16 protein-coding genes are annotated in these 18,387 nt (G+C 45.4%); 4 read left to right on the top strand and 12 right to left on the bottom strand.

All coding sequences use genetic code 11. From position 1 onward, the window contains the following. Nucleotides 1-30 precede the first annotated feature (30 nt). From fabF to yceD, 8 genes are all read right to left on the bottom strand, one after another. A complete protein-coding gene (gene fabF / locus RXX31_RS10350; RefSeq protein WP_317589177.1) occupies nucleotides 31-1,281 on the bottom strand; it encodes a beta-ketoacyl-ACP synthase II in 1,251 nt (416 codons plus the stop codon). Nucleotides 1,282-1,374: 93 nt separating this feature from the next. After that, the gene (acpP, locus tag RXX31_RS10345; RefSeq protein ID WP_004406112.1) at nucleotides 1,375-1,608 is read right to left on the bottom strand and encodes an acyl carrier protein; all 234 of its coding nucleotides are present in this window, start codon (nucleotides 1,606-1,608) and stop codon (nucleotides 1,375-1,377) included. A gap of 247 nt (nucleotides 1,609-1,855) precedes the next feature. Next, on the bottom strand, nucleotides 1,856-2,590 hold the full coding sequence (gene fabG, locus RXX31_RS10340; protein WP_317589342.1) for a 3-oxoacyl-ACP reductase FabG: 735 nt from the start codon (nucleotides 2,588-2,590) through the stop codon (nucleotides 1,856-1,858). 39 nt (nucleotides 2,591-2,629) lie between these two features. Then, nucleotides 2,630-3,553, bottom strand: a complete 924-nt coding sequence (gene fabD, locus RXX31_RS10335; protein ID WP_264905297.1) for an ACP S-malonyltransferase — start codon at nucleotides 3,551-3,553, stop codon at nucleotides 2,630-2,632. Between the two features lie 75 nt (nucleotides 3,554-3,628). After that, the gene (locus RXX31_RS10330) at nucleotides 3,629-4,579 is read right to left on the bottom strand and encodes a beta-ketoacyl-ACP synthase III (protein WP_317589175.1); all 951 of its coding nucleotides are present in this window, start codon (nucleotides 4,577-4,579) and stop codon (nucleotides 3,629-3,631) included. A gap of 5 nt (nucleotides 4,580-4,584) precedes the next feature. Then, a complete protein-coding gene (plsX, locus tag RXX31_RS10325; RefSeq protein WP_317589173.1) occupies nucleotides 4,585-5,610 on the bottom strand; it encodes a phosphate acyltransferase PlsX in 1,026 nt (341 codons plus the stop codon). A 10-nt stretch (nucleotides 5,611-5,620) separates the two neighbouring features. After that, nucleotides 5,621-5,791 (bottom strand): 50S ribosomal protein L32, encoded by a 171-nt coding sequence (gene rpmF, locus RXX31_RS10320; protein ID WP_021707869.1) that lies wholly within the window; start codon nucleotides 5,789-5,791, stop codon nucleotides 5,621-5,623. 59 nt (nucleotides 5,792-5,850) lie between these two features. Beyond that, nucleotides 5,851-6,375, bottom strand: a complete 525-nt coding sequence (yceD, locus tag RXX31_RS10315) for a 23S rRNA accumulation protein YceD (RefSeq protein WP_317589172.1) — start codon at nucleotides 6,373-6,375, stop codon at nucleotides 5,851-5,853. A 149-nt stretch (nucleotides 6,376-6,524) separates the two neighbouring features. On the opposite strand from yceD, the gene RXX31_RS10310 reads away from it, so the two are divergent. Then, nucleotides 6,525-7,106 carry a nucleoside triphosphate pyrophosphatase gene (locus RXX31_RS10310; RefSeq protein ID WP_317589170.1) on the top strand — a complete coding sequence of 194 codons (582 nt, stop codon included), beginning with the start codon at nucleotides 6,525-6,527 and terminating at the stop codon, nucleotides 7,104-7,106. 213 nt (nucleotides 7,107-7,319) lie between these two features. Here the strand turns inward: RXX31_RS10310 and rluC are convergent, their stop codons facing one another. Further along, nucleotides 7,320-8,264, bottom strand: coding sequence for a 23S rRNA pseudouridine(955/2504/2580) synthase RluC (gene rluC / locus RXX31_RS10305; RefSeq protein WP_317589169.1), 945 nt, complete (start codon nucleotides 8,262-8,264; stop codon nucleotides 7,320-7,322). Between the two features lie 639 nt (nucleotides 8,265-8,903). Here rluC and rne point away from each other — a divergent pair. Both rne and RXX31_RS10295 read left to right on the top strand, forming a co-directional pair. After that, nucleotides 8,904-11,990 (top strand): ribonuclease E, encoded by a 3,087-nt coding sequence (gene rne / locus RXX31_RS10300; protein WP_317589168.1) that lies wholly within the window; start codon nucleotides 8,904-8,906, stop codon nucleotides 11,988-11,990. A gap of 320 nt (nucleotides 11,991-12,310) precedes the next feature. Continuing rightward, a complete protein-coding gene (locus RXX31_RS10295) occupies nucleotides 12,311-13,870 on the top strand; it encodes a SulP family inorganic anion transporter (RefSeq protein ID WP_317589167.1) in 1,560 nt (519 codons plus the stop codon). A 71-nt stretch (nucleotides 13,871-13,941) separates the two neighbouring features. On the opposite strand, the gene RXX31_RS10290 is transcribed toward RXX31_RS10295, so the two are convergent. Next, nucleotides 13,942-14,391, bottom strand: coding sequence for a low molecular weight protein-tyrosine-phosphatase (locus RXX31_RS10290; RefSeq protein ID WP_317589166.1), 450 nt, complete (start codon nucleotides 14,389-14,391; stop codon nucleotides 13,942-13,944). A gap of 122 nt (nucleotides 14,392-14,513) precedes the next feature. On the opposite strand from RXX31_RS10290, the gene cobO reads away from it, so the two are divergent. Further along, on the top strand, nucleotides 14,514-15,119 hold the full coding sequence (gene cobO, locus RXX31_RS10285; protein WP_317589165.1) for a cob(I)yrinic acid a,c-diamide adenosyltransferase: 606 nt from the start codon (nucleotides 14,514-14,516) through the stop codon (nucleotides 15,117-15,119). A 183-nt stretch (nucleotides 15,120-15,302) separates the two neighbouring features. On the opposite strand, the gene RXX31_RS10280 is transcribed toward cobO, so the two are convergent. Continuing rightward, on the bottom strand, nucleotides 15,303-17,378 hold the full coding sequence (locus tag RXX31_RS10280) for an AsmA family protein (RefSeq protein ID WP_317589164.1): 2,076 nt from the start codon (nucleotides 17,376-17,378) through the stop codon (nucleotides 15,303-15,305). A 187-nt stretch (nucleotides 17,379-17,565) separates the two neighbouring features. Further along, entirely contained in the window at nucleotides 17,566-18,207 is a 642-nt protein-coding gene (gene udk, locus RXX31_RS10275) for a uridine kinase (RefSeq protein ID WP_317589162.1), read from the bottom strand. Between the last annotated feature and the right edge of the window lie 180 nt (nucleotides 18,208-18,387).

The following is an 18,387-nucleotide window of genomic DNA, read 5'->3' as shown; positions in this document are numbered from 1 at the left end:
TCTTAGACAGTGTTAATCTGAGAACAAATGTTATTCAGCGAACTTTTTGAATACCAAAGAACCGTTTGTGCCACCGAAGCCAAACGAGTTACAGATTGCGTATTCCATGCCATCAACTTTGCGCGCAGTGTGCGGCACAAGGTCGATATCTAAGCCTTCTTCTGGATCATCTAAGTTGATGGTTGGCGGAACAATTTGATCAACCAAAGACATCACCGTGATAATCGCTTCTACAGAGCCTGCAGCACCCAGTAGGTGACCTGTCATAGACTTCGTTGAAGAAACGAGAACTTGCTTAGCGCCCTCTTCACCAAGAGCACGTTTCACACCCTTGATTTCAGCCACATCACCTGCAGGCGTCGAAGTACCATGTGCGTTTACATAACCCACCTGAGTACCTTCGATGTTTGCATCACGCATTGCAGCTTCCATCGCTAGTGCACCACCTGAACCATCTTCACTTGGAGAAGTCATGTGGTAAGCATCGCCCGACATACCAAAACCAACTAGCTCTGCATAGATCTTAGCGCCACGAGCTTTAGCATGTTCGTACTCTTCAAGTACCATGATGCCTGCACCGTCACCAAGAACAAAACCATCACGGCCTTTGTCCCATGGACGAGAAGCTTTTTGAGGCTCGTCGTTGCGAGTAGATAGCGCTTTAGCAGCACCAAAGCCTGCCATACCTAACGGTGTTGACGCTTTTTCAGAACCACCAGCAACCATAGCATCAGCATCGCCATAAGCAATCATGCGAGCCGCATGGCCGATGTTATGTAGACCAGTAGTACATGCTGTAGAGATCGCGATATTTGGACCACGAAGACCGCGCATGATAGATAGGTTACCTGCAACCATGTTTACGATGGTCGAAGGAACAAAAAATGGGCTAACCTTGCGAGGACCTTTTTCTACTAACGCAGTGTGACCTGATTCAATCAGTTCCAGACCCCCAATGCCTGAGCCGATGGCAACACCAACTCGAGCCGCGTTTTCTTCGGTAATTTGTAAGCCAGAGTCATCAATTGCTTGCATACCTGCTGCGACACCGTACTGGATAAACAGATCCATTTTACGAGCATCTTTCTTAGACATGTACTCTGTGCAATCGAAATCCTTCACAAGACCTGCAAAACGAGTTGAGAAATTCGTAGCATCAAAGTGCTCGATATTCACAATACCACTTTGACCTTCTAGCAGGGCTTTCCAAGATGATTCTACTGTGTTGCCTACCGGTGACAACATACCCATGCCAGTGACAACTACACGACGCTTGGACACGATATAATTCTCCGGGAATTGAATATTTCTATGAGAGGATAGAAGAAGTTAGAAAGAACACAGGCGGTCTAGGAGACCGCCTGGGAGAGATAATTACTGAGCGCTGTTTACGTAGTCGATTGCAGCTTGAACAGTAGTGATCTTCTCAGCTTCTTCGTCAGGAATCTCAGTGTCGAATTCCTCTTCTAGAGCCATAACTAGTTCTACAGTGTCTAGAGAATCAGCACCTAGATCGTCAACGAAAGAAGCTTCGTTTTTAACTTCTGCTTCGTCTACACCTAGCTGTTCAACAATGATTTTCTTTACGCGTTCTTCGATGTTGCTCATTTTTTCTTTTCCTTTACAGATTTCGCCTAATGCGATGATTCCGTAGTTTATTCGAACTATTGAAAGTTGCAAGGGGGTCCTTGCTGGTCAAACCACAAAATTAGCGAATTTAACCGAATTTCAATACATTTTTGACTTAAATCATGCACAAATCTTGCGCATCAGCATGACAAGTTCATGACAGTAACGTGCAACTATAAGCCATTCTTCACAATGTAAAATAGCTTATTTTGCCAAAACTGTCGTATTAAACCATGTACATGCCACCATTTACATGCAAAGTTTCACCAGTAATGTACGCTGCTTCAGGTGAAGCAAGGAACGCGACTGCTGATGCAATTTCACGAGGGTCACCCAAACGACCAGCTGGCACGTTCGACAAAGTTGCCGCACGTTGCTCGTCATTTAGTGCCTTAGTCATGTCGGTTTCGATGAAACCAGGAGCAACAGTGTTTACCGTTACACCACGAGAAGCCACTTCACGAGCCATCGATTTCGTGAAACCGATCACACCCGCTTTTGCTGCTGCGTAGTTAGCTTGACCAGCGTTGCCCATAGTACCTACAACCGAACCTACGTTGATGATACGACCCGCACGCTTTTTCATCATGCCACGCAATACCGCTTTAGACATACGGAAAATTGGCGTTAGGTTCGTATCGATGATGTCATTCCACTCATCATCTTTCATACGCATTAGCAGGTTATCACGAGTAATACCTGCATTGTTGACTAGAATATCGATCGCACCAAACTCATCGTTGATGGTTTTTAGTGTCGCTTCGATAGACTCAACGTCAGTAACGTTAAGTGCCAAACCTTTACCGTTTTCACCAAGGTATTCGCTGATAGCGGCAGCGCCACTTTCAGACGTTGCAGTACCAATGACGGTTGCACCACGTTCAACAAGAAGTTCAGCAATCGCACGACCAATGCCACGGCTTGCGCCTGTCACTAGAGCGATCTTACCTTCTAGATTCATCATGTTGTTTTTCCTTTTATTATCGTGTCTAACGCTAAATTACTTAGCCGCTTCTAACGACGCTACGTCGTTAACCGCCGCAGCACTTAGTGTTTTCACGATACGTTTAGTTAGACCTGTCAATACTTTGCCAGGACCAAGCTCAAGAAGATTTTCTACGCCTTGTTCACTCATCAGCTGGACGCTCTCAGTCCAACGCACTGGGCTATGTAGCTGACGAACAAGTGCGTCTTTAATTTTTGCAGGATCCGTTTCAGCTGCCACATCAACGTTGTTGATCACTGGAAGCTGAGGCGCATTAAACTCAATAGATTCTAGAGCAACAGCCAGTTTTTCTGCCGCAGGTTTCATTAGCGCACAGTGAGAAGGCACTGAAACAGGTAGAGGAAGCGCACGCTTAGCACCTGCTTCTTTACACAAAGCACCAGCACGCTCTACTGCGTCTTTGCTACCAGCGATAACAACTTGACCTGGAGAGTTGAAGTTTACCGGAGACACTACTTCGCCTTGAGCCGCTTCTTCACACGCTTTTGCGATCGACTCATCATCTAAGCCAATAATTGCATACATTGCACCAGTGCCTGCAGGTACGGCTTCTTGCATTAGCTGACCGCGCAACTCAACCAGTTTGATTGCTTGTTTAAAGTCAATCACACCTGCACATACAAGTGCTGAATACTCACCCAAGCTGTGGCCTGCAAGATTTGCAGGTTGCTCGAGACCAAGCTCTTGCCATACACGCCAAATAGCCACAGACGACGCTAACAATGCAGGCTGTGTACGGAATGTTTGATTGAGATCTTCAGCAGGGCCATTTTGAACAAGCGCCCATAGATCGTAACCTAGTGCGTCAGATGCTTCTGCAAATGTTTGTTTTACTACGTCATATTGTTCGCCAAGCTCAGCCAGCATACCTACTGCTTGAGAACCTTGGCCTGGAAATACGATAGCAAACTTGCTCATGTTGTTTTCCTTTAAGCAATGTAAAAAGAAATAAGATGCACTGAGTGCATCTTAAATTTTGAATTCTCGTGAAACTTAGAATTTCACCAGAGCAGAGCCCCAAGTGAAACCGCCACCAAATGCCTCTAATAGCAAAGTTTGTCCACGCTTGATACGACCATCACGCACCGCCTCGTCCAACGCTGTTGGAACGGTCGCTGCCGATGTATTACCGTGTCTGTCTAAAGTCAATACGACTTGATCCAGAGACATTGAAAGCTTCTTCGCCGTCGCTGAGATAATTCGGTAGTTCGCTTGGTGCGGTACTAGCCAGTCTAGCTCAGACTTGTGCATGTTGTTGGCTTCAAGTGTGTCTTTAACCAATTTAGACAACTGAGTTACAGCAACTTTGAATACTTCGTTTCCTGCCATGTGAAGCCATTTATCGGCATCTTGGCCACGCACTGGCACTGGTAAGCTCAATAACTCACCAAATTGACCATCCGAGTATATGTGGGTAGAGATGATACCAGGTTCTTCACTAGCACCAACGACAACCGCACCCGCTCCGTCACCGAACAGAATAATGGTCGAACGATCAGTCGGGTCACATGTTTTCGACAAGGCGTCCGCGCCAACCACCAGTACGTTTTTACACATACCTGATTTGATGTGCTGATCCGCGACAGATAGCGCATATACAAAGCCAGAACAAGCAGCGGCTAAGTCAAACGCCGGACAACCTTTAATGCCAAGCTTTCCCTGCACCTGACACGCAGATGAAGGGAAAGTATGGCTACTGCTGGTAGTAGCTACAATGATAAGATCAATGTCGTTCTTATCTATACCTGCCATATCGATAGCGTTTTCAGCTGCGTAGAATGCCATGTCAGCAACAGTTTCATCTTCTGCTGCGATTCGACGCTCTTTAATACCCGTGCGAGCAACAATCCACTCGTCACTTGTATCTACCATTTTCTCTAGATCTGCGTTAGTACGCACCTGAGATGGCAGGTAGCTGCCAGTACCTAAAATTTTGCTATACATGAAGACTAATAATGCCTCTCGAGTAAAACCGCTTCCAAACGATCGCTAATACGGCTTGGTACTTGTCGTTTGACCTCGTGTACTGCCTCTCCAAGTGCATTGACAATTGCAGATACATCAGCGCTTCCATGGCTTTTAATGACAATGCCGCGCAATCCTAGCAAACTTGCGCCGTTATACTGGTCGGGGTTCAGTGTTTTTAGTTCATTAAATAGCCGAGAAAACAACTTTCTAGCAATCCAACCCTTTATCGTAGACGCCATCATACTGGTTTTAATTTTTTCGATAAAAAGTTGTGCTGTTCCCTCGCTGGCCTTTAAGCATACGTTACCAACAAATCCATCACAAACGATGACATCAGCAACATCATGCAATATTTGATTACCTTCAATATAACCAACAAAATTGATTGCGTCGGTTTGAGAAAGCATTTCTGCACAGCGCTTAACGAGATCATTGCCTTTTATTTCTTCTGCACCAATATTGAGAACCGCCACACGAGCAGGATGACCCAAGTGCTGTTCAGCCAACGCGCTACCCATCACAGCAAACTGGAACAAGCTGTCTGCGTCACAAGATACATTCGCACCGAGATCCAACATCCAGGTGCGTTTTCCACTGATGGTCGGTAAGGCTGAAACTAAAGCAGGGCGATCAATACCAGGCAACAATTTGAGAATAAAACGGGAAAGCGCCATCAACGCGCCAGTATTACCACCACTGACACAAGCGTCTGCTTTTTGTACTGAAACAAGATCGATGGCTTTGCGCATCGAACTATTTTGGCTATTTCGTAATGCTAGAGAGGGTTTTTCTGAATTAGAAATCACTTTCTCACTGTGGAGAATAGTCAAACGGGAACTGGTAGAAGTACCGAGTTGAGATAATTGAGACGTGATCAGAGATTGATCACCAATAAGGATCACTTTTAGCTCAGGGAAATGAGACAGTGCCTGCACGGCGGCAGGCACTGTTACGCGAGGACCGAAGTCCCCGCCCATTGCATCAAGTGCAACGGAAATAGTTTGCAAAGGTTCAACCTTACTTGTTGATAACCTTGTTGCCACGGTAGTAACCTTCAGCAGTTACGTTGTGGCGTAGGTGAGTTTCACCAGAAGTCGCGTCTACAGATAGTGCAGCTGTAGTTAGCGCATCGTGTGAACGACGCATACCGCGCTTAGAACGAGTTTTACGGTTTTTTTGTACGGCCATTGACCCTACTCCTATACTATTGGGTTAAAAACCTGAATAAGAATCGGCGACCACACCTATTACTTTTTCAGACTTTTCAAAACGTCGAATGGATTCGGTTTCTTTTCCTCAATTTCTTCAGGAAGCTCACCAAAAACCATATTATTTGAATCAACGCTACAATCCGCTTCATCGTGCATCGCAATTTGAGGTAATGCTAAGATGAACTCGTCTTCAATCAATTGTATAAGGTCTAATTCACCATACTCATTTAGATCTACCAAATCATAAATTTCTGGTGCTTCCTCTTCTGTCTTCTCACCGAGGTAAGGAGTGTAAAGGAATTCAACTTCACACTGATGTGTGAATACCTCATTACAACGCTGACATTCTAATTCGACTTCGATGTTAGCTTTACCAGAGATAACAACGAGTCGCTGTTCATCTATCTCAAATGACAATGAGACTTCTGCGTCGCGTTTTACGCCTTCAGTTGCTTCCGCTAAGCGTTTGAAAAGACTGGTTTGGATGATGCCATCGTAGTCCAATCGTTTTTGTGCCGCCTTCGCCGGATCAACCGTTCGCGGTATTTTTACCTTTTGCATAGGGCGCGAATATTATCTTCCAAATCTAAATTAGTCAAAGAAAAAGGCAAAAAAGTTGTACTTTTTTACGCTTATCATACAGAGCATTAGCCAGAATCATTTTTGATCGATTATCCTATCGGAAATGCTCCTGCAAATTGTAATTCAAAATGAAAAATTACCAACTGGTTTTAGCCTCAACTTCCCCTTTTCGCCGACAACTGCTGGAAAAACTCTCAGTACCGTTTATTTGCGTCTCACCTGACTGTGACGAAACGCCATTAGACAACGAAAAACCGGTCGATCTTGTTATGCGACTCGCGGCAACAAAAGCAACATCCTGTTTAACAGAACAACCAAGCCTAATCGTCGGTAGCGATCAAGTTTGTGTGATTGACGATAAGATCGTCGGGAAACCACTCAATCGTGAAAATGCCATCGAGCAGCTACTTGCGCAAAGTGGAAACGTCATTACTTTTTATACCGGTCTTGCCGTACATAATACTGCGACTAACCATACCGAGGTAGGTTACGATACTTTCGAAGTTCACTTCCGGGATTTAACTCGTGAACAAATAGAACGATATGTAGACAGAGAAGAGCCATTTTACTGCGCAGGCAGTTTCAAAAGTGAAGGAATGGGGATTTGCTTGTTCAAGAAGCTTGTAGGGAAAGACCCGAACACGCTTGTAGGTCTGCCGCTCATTAACCTAATTGACATGTTGCGTGTTCAGGGGCTTGATGTTCTCTAATATAAGGACAAAAGGCTGTACTTAACGTCGTTCTCTTAGTGCGAACGACGTGTTCAAATCAATCAGTCATCCTGAACAGCGACGAACGAGCGTGATTCAGGATCTACTTTCCGATTAAGTTGACGCTGTTGGTGCTGATGTCGGCAACGAGCTCAAAGTGAATAGATTCCTGATGTCGCTTTGGCTCCTCGGAATGACACTGGTGAGTACAAACTATGCTTTTCTCAAGCCAACGAGCACTTTTTCTAACTTAGGTTCCATCTTCGCGTTAATTTCCATCCATTCATCGTTAGAAGGATGCTGGAACTTGATATTAGCCGCATGAAGAAACAATCGATCCAAGCCATACTGTCCGGTATACGCATCAAAACGTCGGTCGCCATAACGATCATCCCAAGCGATCGGGTGCCCAGTGTATTGTGTATGGACACGAATTTGGTGTGTACGCCCGGTAATTGGACTTGCTTGAATCAAAGTGGCTTGTTCGAACTTCTCCAAAATCTTAAAGCGTGTTTCGGATGGCTTACCGTTTGGGTTAACACGAACAATACTGTTTACTTCATTTTTCAGTAGTGGCGCGTTCACGACTTTACAACTGCTCTTCCACTGCCCCATCACCAGTGCGAAGTAAAACTTCTTCACTGTTTTTGCTCGGAACTGTGCTTGCAGGTGACGAAGCGCTGAACGCTTTTTAGCGACAAGCAGAATGCCAGACGTATCACGGTCTATACGATGTACGAGTTCTAAAAATCGCGCTTCTGGGCGCAAAGCACGCAGGGCTTCAATAGCACCAAACTTCAGGCCACTACCACCATGAACCGCCGTTCCTGACGGTTTATTAAGAATGAGCATATGATCATCTTCAAAAATGATCATGTCTTCTAGCTCTGCGACTCGATTAAGTTTCGTGCTCGGCGCGACGTCGTCTTCTTTTTTCTCCATAGTTACAGGAGGAATACGAACCAGATCACCCGCTTTTAATTTGTACTCGGCTTTAATACGCTTTTTATTAACGCGTACCTCTCCCTTGCGCACAATTCTGTAAATCATGCTTTTAGGAATGTCTTTTAATTGGTTGCGCAAAAAGTTATCAATGCGCTGACCTGCCATGTCTTCGTCGATGTCGACAAACTGGACTTTCGTTCTTATTTCGCTCATGCGCGCTATTGTAAACGTAAATACACGTGACTTCACATTATTCTTTCTGCAAAAGAAATACTTGTCAGTGCAAACTGGTCTGAAATCACCCAAGCTTTTGTTTAAATTATTAAAACTCTTTATCAAGTTTTAAGCTTGTTTTGTGTCTTCTTCACTTTACTTGATTCAATTGTTTAGGAAACAGCCAGTTATAAATTACGAAATTTGAATTTTGTGGCAATTTTTCTATCGTTTGTACTAAAGCAGATTGCTGATAGCGACGCGCACTGCTATAGTTCACAGCTGCTAAGGAAGGTTTGGTTACATTTTATTCACTACCATTCATTACTCCTAAGGCAATGTGAGTAGAACGTTGAAAGTCAGGTGCTGCAATCGGCGTAAGACACTTTGAATTCAACACACTTGCCACCCTACTCCTCGCATATTCACGTTGAGTACCTACCGCCCAAATAGCGGGTCACAAGTCTTCGTTTCCGACAGAAACCAGAAGAGATTTGTGATAACTGAAGTGCCCTAGAGCATCCCCTTCCAGCCGGGAGGCTGCAAAATATAAGTCATGGGATCAGGCACCGTGAAAAAGTGAAAAAAAGTGGCAAGTCTACAAGAAAGATATAAAAGAAAAGACAACGAGAATTTTCAATGAAAAGAATGTTAATTAACGCAACTCAAAAAGAAGAGTTGCGTGTCGCTCTGGTTGATGGCCAGCGACTTTTCGATCTTGATATCGAGAGTCCAGGGCATGAATCAAAAAAAGCGAATATCTACAAAGGACGTATCACACGTATTGAACCAAGCTTAGAAGCCGCATTCGTTGATTACGGCGCTGAGCGTCACGGTTTCCTCCCTCTCAAAGAAATTGCCCGCGAATATTTCCCTGAAGGTTACACTTACCAAGGCCGTCCAAGCATTAAAGAAGTGCTGACAGAAGGTCAGGAAGTTATCGTACAAGTGGAAAAAGAGGAACGTGGTAGCAAGGGCGCTGCTCTGACTACTTTCATTTCTCTCGCTGGTAGCTACCTTGTTCTTATGCCTAACAACCCTCGTGCTGGCGGTATTTCTCGCCGTATCGAAGGTGACGAGCGTACTCAACTTAAAGCTGCACTAAGCACATTAGAACTGCCACAAGGCATGGGTCTGATCGTACGTACTGCGGGTGTTGGTAAGAGTGCAGAAGAACTTGAATGGGATTTGAACGTACTACTGAACCATTGGGGTGCGATCAAAGGTGCAGCAGACTCTAACCCTGCTCCATTCCTGATCCACCAGGAAAGTAACGTTATTGTTCGTGCAATCCGTGACTATTTACGTCGTGATATTGGTGAAATCCTCATCGATAGCAACACCATTTATGAGCGTGCAAAAGCGCACATTCAATTGGTTCGCCCTGACTTTATTAACCGTGTTAAGAAATACGACGGCGAAGTGCCACTGTTCAGCCACTACCAAATCGAAAGCCAGATTGAATCGGCTTTCCAACGTGAAGTGCGCCTACCATCTGGTGGTTCTATTGTTATCGACCCAACAGAAGCATTGACTTCTATCGATATCAACTCTGCTCGCGCAACTAAGGGTGGAGATATCGAAGAGACAGCACTGAACACTAACTTAGAAGCAGCCGATGAGATCGCTCGTCAGCTACGTCTACGTGACCTAGGTGGTCTGGTTGTTATCGACTTTATCGATATGACGCCAGTTCGCCACCAACGCGAGGTAGAGAACCGCCTACGTGAAGCCGTTCGCTTAGACCGTGCTCGCGTACAAATTGGCCGTATCTCCCGTTTCGGTCTGCTAGAAATGTCTCGTCAGCGCTTGAGTCCGTCTCTTGCTGAAGCGAGCCACCACATCTGTCCACGTTGTAGTGGTACAGGTGTTGTTCGTGACAACGAATCTCTGGCACTTTCTGTTCTTCGCTTAATCGAAGAAGAAGCACTGAAAGACAATACCGCGCAAGTGCTGGCGGTAGTCCCAGTACCGATCGCCTCTTACCTATTGAACGAAAAACGCCGCTCGGTTAACCACATCGAACGTATTCAAGAAGTGAAAATTACGGTAGTTCCTAACTCTGACATGGAAACACCGCACTTCGAAGTGATTCGTGTCCGTGAAGGCGAAGAGTTTGACCTGATTTCTTACCTACTTCCTAAGAAACTGGAAGCGCTGAAAGAAGCGGAAGGTAAGGAGCCGGTAGAAACAGACATGAAGCCTAAGCGACTAGAAGAACCAGTTCTTAAAGGCTTTGCTGCACCTTCACAATCAGCACCTACTCCAGCTTCTAAGCCAGCACCAGTAGCGGCGAAAAAGCAAGAAAGTGAAGAGGTGAAAAAAGAAGCCACGCCTGGTCTATTTAGCCGTCTGTTTAAAGCACTTAGTAGCTTCTTATTTGGTGGTTCTCAAGAAGTAAAAGAAGAACCAAAACCACAACAAGAAGAGCCAAAACCAAGCCGCGATAATAAGCGTAACAAGCGAGAGCGTAACGATCGTCGTCGTAGCAATCAACGTGATAACCGAGACAATCGCGACAACCGTGATAACCGTCGCCGTCGCAAGCCTCGTGATGAACAAGCTACCGAGCAGAACGAAGCTCAACAGCAGCAACCGACTGGCAATAAGCAGCAAAACCGCAACCAAAAGCGTAAGCCAAAAGCTCAACCAGCAGAAAAAGCGCAAGAGCAAAAAGCGAATGCAAAAGTAGCAGAAAAAGGCCTGCAACTTGCGGCGGAAGCTCGTACAGAAACGAAGCCAGAAGGCAACAAAGCGAAGCCAAATGCGAAAACAGAGAAAGTAAAAGAGCGTCGTCAACGTCGTAAACTAAACAAATCTGTTCGTGTTAAAGAACAACAGGCTGCTGAACAAGCGGAAGAGACACTGGTTAAAGCGCCAGAAGTCGTTGAAGCTCCGGTTGAAAAACCAGTAGTCGAGGCAGCGGAAACTCAGCAAGAAAACAAACAGGCAGAGTCGAAGCAACGCCGCAACCGCCGTTCTCCACGTCATTTGCGTGCAAGTGGTCAGCGCCGTCGTCGCGGTCGTGATCGTCGCCCTAACCCATTCCGCCTGCGTAAGGGTGGTGTTGCCTCTCCAGAGATGGCGATGGGTAAAGTGATGCCACGTTACATTCCAAAACCAGCGCCGAAGAAGGAAGAGCGAGTTAAGGAAGAAGCAGTTGTCCCAGCAGTACCAGCAATGCAAGGTGGTTTTGCTTGTCCTGAGATGGCCATGGGCAAAGTCATTGTCCGCCGTGAACTACCAGTAGTTGCCGAGCCTAAAGCTCAAGAAGCGGTCAAAGATGAAGCTCCAGTTACCGAACAAGTGGTTGTCGAACCAGCTGTTGCTGAACAGGCACCAGTAACGCCGCCAGTCGTTGAAACCGAGAAGGCGTCAGTTGCTGAAGCTGAAGTAGCTACTGAAGCCGCAGCGGAATCTGTAGCATCAGAGCAACCTGCAGAGCCAGTTGTTGAACCTGTAGCCGAGACGACTGAAACGGTAGAAGAGGTGAAATCGCCAGCTCCTGCTGAAACTCAAGAGATTGTCTTAGATGCTGCCGTTAAAGTGGTCACCAAACCAGGCGCTAGTGCACCAATGACGAAAGCACCAGGTCCTCAAGAGCTACGTGAAATCGAAGTAACAGCGGCACCATTTAAAGCGGAACGTTACCAGCCTAAAGGCGCAGGTAGTCAGGTCGCGAAAAACAGTGCTTCTGCGGCGATGACGAAACCAAACTTTAGCTAGTTTGAACGAGTAATCACCTGAAACGTAAAATAAAAGGCTGCCGAGAGGCAGCCTTTTTACTATCTGGTGATATCACATTTAATTGTTCACATTGATATCAACGACTGATCACATTTGTAGGTCAATATACCTGTCATTCTTGAACTTAATCACACTTTTCGGTAGCATTCGCCGACTAAAGTTTTCGACACCGTTCTAATGCCACTCCTTTATTGCTCCGATTTACACTGCTTGAGGGATAACAAACCCATCTCTCAGTGGCTTGTGCAATACGAACATGTGTCGGGATAAACTCATTTCAACGAGAACTTAAAACAAACATGTTCGAATTTCCGCAATTTTCAAAGCACTCTGTGAAAAATGATGTGCTCTCAGGTTTGACCGTTGCATTGGCATTGGTGCCTGAAGCTGTAGCATTCGCATTCGTTGCTGGTGTAGACCCGATGGTTGGTCTTTACGCTGCATTTATCGTTGGCTTGATCACTTCTATCTTCGGTGGTCGTCCAGGCATGATTTCTGGTGCAACTGGTGCGATGGCCGTTGTTATGGTCTCTCTGGTTGCAAGCCACGGCGTACAATACTTATTCGCAGCCATTATGCTGGCAGGTATTCTGCAGGTTGCAGCAGGCCTGTTCAAACTGGGTAAGTTCATCCGTATCGTTCCGCACCCGGTAATGATCGGCTTCGTAAACGGTTTGGCGATTGTTATCTTCCTGGCTCAACTTGGCCAGTTTAAAGCGCCTGACATCAACGGGATGCTCACTTGGCTACCACAAGACCAAATGCTGTTAATGCTTGGTTTGGTTGCACTTACAATGGCAATCATCCACTTCTTACCAAAGATTACCACTGCGGTACCTTCATCATTGGTTGCGATCGTAACGGTTACGGCATTAGTTGTCGGTCTAGATCTTGAAACTCGAACCGTTGTGGACTTCTTGCGTACAATGTCTGGTGATGAAGCAGCAACCCTAGCGGGCTCTCTGCCAACATTCTCTATTCCAATGGTGCCGTTCACGCTGGAAACTCTGCAAATCATCCTACCTTACGCGGTTATTTTGGCTGCAATCGGTCTGATCGAGTCACTACTAACGCTGACAGTATTGGATGAAATGACAAATACACGTGGCCAATCTAACCGTGAGTGTATCGGTCAGGGTATGGCTAACATGACTTGTTCAGTATTTGGTGCGATGGGTGGTTGTGCGATGATCGGTCAATCGATGATCAACGTAAACTCAGGCGGTCGTGGCCGACTTTCGGGTATCGTTGCCGCAGTCGCATTGCTGATGTTCATTCTGTTTGCATCGTCACTGATCGAAATGATTCCGCTCGCGGCACTTGTTGGTGTGATGTTTATGGTTGTAATCGGCACATTCGAATGGGCAACATTTAAACTTGCTCGCCGTGTACCAAAGCAAGACTTCTTCGTTATCATACTGGTAACCGTTGTAACTGTACTTACCGACCTTGCTGTTGCGGTAGCGGTTGGTGTGATTGCCTCGGCACTGATGTTCGCATGGCAGCATGCTAAACACATCTATGCTGACACCTGCATCAATGAAGAAGGCTCAAAAGAATACAAGATTCATGGCCCTATCTTCTTTGGCTCTGCTGCGAACTTCCTAGAACTGTTCAACGCGCACGACGACCCGAAAGATATCATTGTCGACTTTGCAGACTCGCGCGTCACTGACCACTCAGCGATTGAAGCAATTGAGACCCTGGCAGAGCGTTACGCCGCCTTAGGCAAGACACTTCATCTACGCCACTTGAGCCAGGATTGTCGTAAACTTCTCGACAAAGCAGGTAGTCTGGTTGAAATCAATGTCAAAGAAGACCCGAGCTACAAAGTCGCAACCGACCTGTTAGCTGGTTAATAAATAGAAAGATATGATGCAAAGGGATGAGTCTGACTCATCCCTTTTTTATTTTCCCGGCTGCACTGCATTCACACCTTTTTCAAAATGACTTCTGCCGCCTCTTCGATTAAATCCAATACCAACTCAAAACCATCTTCTCCTCCGTAGTAAGGGTCCGGAATTTCTTCATAATTGGAATCAGAGTGACTCAGAAACAGCGAAATTTTATGGCGATGCTCAACAGGGCAACTATCCAAAAGATCGGCAAAGTTGGCTTTATCTGCGGCGAGTATCAAATCAAAGTATTCAAAATCGTCATTTTTTACCTGTCTCGCTCGTATGCCGCTAAAAGAGTAACCTCGTTGCTTTCCTGCCAACATAGCACGCTGGTCCGGTAAGTTACCGGTGTGGTAACCAATTGTCCCTGCAGAGTCAATCTCTACGGCGATACCGAGATCGTTTGCTTTGGCTCTGAGCACCGCTTCCCCTGTCGGAGAGCGACAAATATTTCCCATACAAACAACGAGTATTTTCTTCATTTTATTCCCTGAATTATCGATGGTTTTTCTCAATCACTTGTTGATCTATCATAGCGACTTAATACGACTAACCCAAGTTAACACCCACGTCTTGGTGTAATAAAAGGAATTGAGGTACGAATATGTCTATCGAAGAAAACAAAGAGTCCCGTCACAAGGCTCGCCAACAGAAAGTAAAACAACAGGTAGACGCAAAAATAGCGGCCGCCCAGGAAGAAAAGGGCTTGCTCCTTATTATTACCGGCAATGGTAAAGGCAAATCAACATCTGGCTTTGGTACTATTGCCCGTGCCGTAGGACATGGTTTGAATTGTGCTGTCGCTCAGTTTATTAAAGGGACTTGGGATAACGGTGAACGCAATCTGCTTGAAAAACTAGGTGTTGAGTTTCAGGTTATGGCAACAGGCTTTACCTGGGAGACTCAAAACAAAGCAGCGGATACCGAAGCGGCACAATTGGTCTGGCAAGAGTGTAAGCGCATGCTGCAAGATGAATCACTCGATGTGGTTTTATTTGACGAACTGACTTACATGGTCAGTTACGGTTACATCGAATTAGATGAAGTTGTAGAGGCACTCAATAATCGCCCTAAGATGCAGTCTGTTGTCATAACAGGCCGAGGAGCGCATCGTACACTGATTGAAATGGCCGACACAGTATCTGAAGTGAAAAACGTAAAACACGCTTTCGAATCCGGCGTAAAAGCTTTGAAAGGCGTGGATTGGTAAAAGAAGGTCCTAGGGTGCTAGGTCCTAGGAAAAGATCATTTGGAATACAGACTAGGGATTAAATTTCCTCTTCCTGTAATCTGTATTCCGTCAGCGTAGCGTTCCGTACTCTGTATTTCCCCCCTAGGTCCTAGCTACCTAGGATCTAGGACCTTTTTCCCCTAGAACCTTCATTTACTTAACTTAATTAAAAAGACCTTTGATTAGGCTGTCTACCGCTTCTTTGGTTTTTTCATCTTTGATCTTGTCCGTCAGCTTTTCCACTCCACGGTCAATTTCTTTTTGTGCTTTTTGTTTAAGCACATCATCAAATACCAGTTTGAATTTCGGGTCTGCCCACTTACCAGACACATTAATCGGAATGGTAATGTCTTTCAGCTCATCGATATTCTTACCACCTTGCCCCTCTAACGTGCCAACAATAGAAGTACTGATAGTGAAATCGACGGTTTCGTTCAGGTAATTTGCTTTACCATTACCACGCACTCGAAGCAGTGGTGACTGCGCCTTCATATCATCCGTGGATACCACGCCTTTATTTAGCTTCAATGTGGCCGTCATTGCGCTGAAGTCCGTCTTCTTCACTTCCTTGGTGTTTTCAACTGGCTGACCTTTGAATTTTGCGTAGTTTTCTCGAATTAGCTGTGCCACGTTAATGCCGTGAACAGCACCATCAGCAAAGTTAATCGCCACTGTTCCAACAAGATTCTGTTTGATTCCGGTCGGTGTCAGGCTGCTGCCTTTCACATTGATATCGATATTACCGGTACCTTCCAGCTTATCGTTGTCAGCGATATCCACTAATAACGGTTGTACTTTCACACCTTTAACCGTACCAGCCGAAATGTATGTCGCTGGTGTTTGACGAGCATCCAACTGAGCTTTCGCGTTAATCGTGCCTTGATAAAGTTTCGAGCTGAATGAAGTGAGCTCAGCTACGCCACGGTTGACCGTAAAGCTTGCTTTCACGGCTTCCATTTTCGCGTTTGCCGCTTTGAAGTTGTCTATCGTGATGTCACCTTTAACATCCAGTGTCTTCAGTGCTGACAAATCAGGTTCTACTTCCGGGCCAGTTTGGCTGGTTCCGCTAGTTGATGCCGATTTGTCACCAGATTGTTGGTTGAGGCCCAGGAATTCATCCAAATCAATATTTGGACTATGCAGCGCAAAACGAACTTTCGGGATATCGCTCAAAGTCACATCCGCTTTGCCGTCTAGCTCGATAGCATTTGCTGTGAGCTTCTCCAACACAAAACTCAAGTGGCTTTTGTTCAGATCAAAAGACAAATCAGACAACATATCCACCTTCATTGGTGATTGAGGCAAAGTCTCACCTTCAAAAGTCGATTTAAGTGATAACTTGTCTAATTGTACTTTGCTGATCGCGTTGTCGATACTGAGCTGAGCGGCGCCTTGCATGTCCAACTTCATATCCGCAGCACTGCCTTTCAGGGCATAGCTAAGGTTATTAACGGTATCAAATGCAAAAGTATCCAAAGTGATGTTAGCCGATTCGATATTGTTGCTTGGATCAGCGTAAGTGGCATCAAACTTGATGTTCTTTAGCTCATAACTAGCGAGACCTTTAGCTAATTTAAAGTCCGCCTGACCTTGCGCGGTGAACTTCTGGTCATTCATCTCACCTTTTATACCGAAATCTGCAGTGGTCCAGTTATCAAAAGCAAATTCAGACAGGTTAAGAGAAATATCATACAGCTTGGTGTAACTGTCGGCTTGCTTATCCTGAATCTCTAAAGAACCATTAGATACGGTGACACCAGCAAGGTTGATCTGCCAATCAGAACCTGACTGCTGAGTTTCTGTGCTCTGTTCCGATGCAGCATTATCCGTTTGTTGCGACTGCTGCGCTTTTGTCAGAGCATCAATGTTTTTGCTGCCATCCTGCTTGGTTTCGAGATAAAACTCGGCACCATCAAGTGTGACATTACCGATTTCCAACTGCTTACTGAACAACGGAGTAACAGAGACATCAACACTCACGGTATCCACTTTGAACAGATTTGGCTGACTGAAACCTTGTGGATTTCTTAGTTCCGTACGACCCAGTTCAAGACCAATGGACGGGAAAAATTGCCAGCTAAGATCCCCTTCGATCACTAACTCCAATCCCGTTTGTTTTTGGGCTTGTTCAACGATAAGGGGCTTAAATTGATTAGGGTTTACAAAAATCGTTAAAGCGAGAATCGCCCCAACCACTAGCACAACTGGTATTGCAATAATTAAGAGCAGTTTCTTCATCTGTTTATCCTTGCTCGTGTGTTTTTAAAATCATAATAGTTGATTTGTTCTATCGCTGACAGTTCCATGAAAGCGTTAATTTATCCTTTATTGTAGTGCAACTGATTAATTTAAAAACAAAAAAAGAAGTGACACCTAAGGTGCCACTTCTTTTTACAAAAATAAAGCGATATAGCCGTTTAAAGACTTATGCTTTCAAAAGTCTTGCAATATGAGCTTTAAGTACATCAATCGCGATGCGGTTTTTACCGCCACGAGGAACAATGATATCCGCATATTGCTTAGAAGGTTCAATAAACTGCATGAACATCGGACGTACTGTCTGTTGATATTGCTTGAGTACGGATTCCATTGTGCGGCCTCGCTCTTCAACATCACGCTTAACACGGCGAAGCAGACAGATATCCAGTGGCGTGTCCATAAATACCGTCGCGTGCATTAGGTCGCGTAATCGAGGATCAGTGAGAAGAAGAATGCCTTCTAGAATGATGACTTTTTTCGGCGTCAATGTCGTCGTGTGACTGGTTCTGGTGTGATCAGAATAGCTGTACTCAGGTACTTCTACCGCTTCGCCACGAACCAGCTTTTCAAGGTGCTCGCACAGCAGATCGTGGTCCAACGCACTCGGGTGGTCGTAGTTCGTCTTTACTCGCTCTTCCATGCTTAGGTGGCTTTGGTCGTTATAGTAGCAATCTTCCGTGATGACACCGATTTGATGATCGCCTACTTTCTCGCGCAGCTCGTTGTAAATGGTGCTTGCGATCAGACTTTTTCCAGAAGCAGAAGCGCCAGCAATACCTACAATGACGCAATGATTATTATCAGACATGAATTTGCACCCGATGATGATTTCTAGTGACATAAAAAGATAAACCGCGTGATTATAGGGAGTTCACCTCTTAGTTACTAGCTGGAATTAGAGTTTAGTTGTAAGTTTCTAGCCGCCCGGAGGATTAACCTCCGAGCGCTCGTTAAAAAATGCAACTTTCAACCATAATTCTTAACATAA

Source organism: Vibrio sp. EA2 (assembly GCF_033042495.1).
Classification (GTDB): domain Bacteria; phylum Pseudomonadota; class Gammaproteobacteria; order Enterobacterales; family Vibrionaceae; genus Vibrio.
Note: the sequence above shows the minus strand (reverse complement) of the source record. Positions and strands in the feature narration are given on the sequence as shown.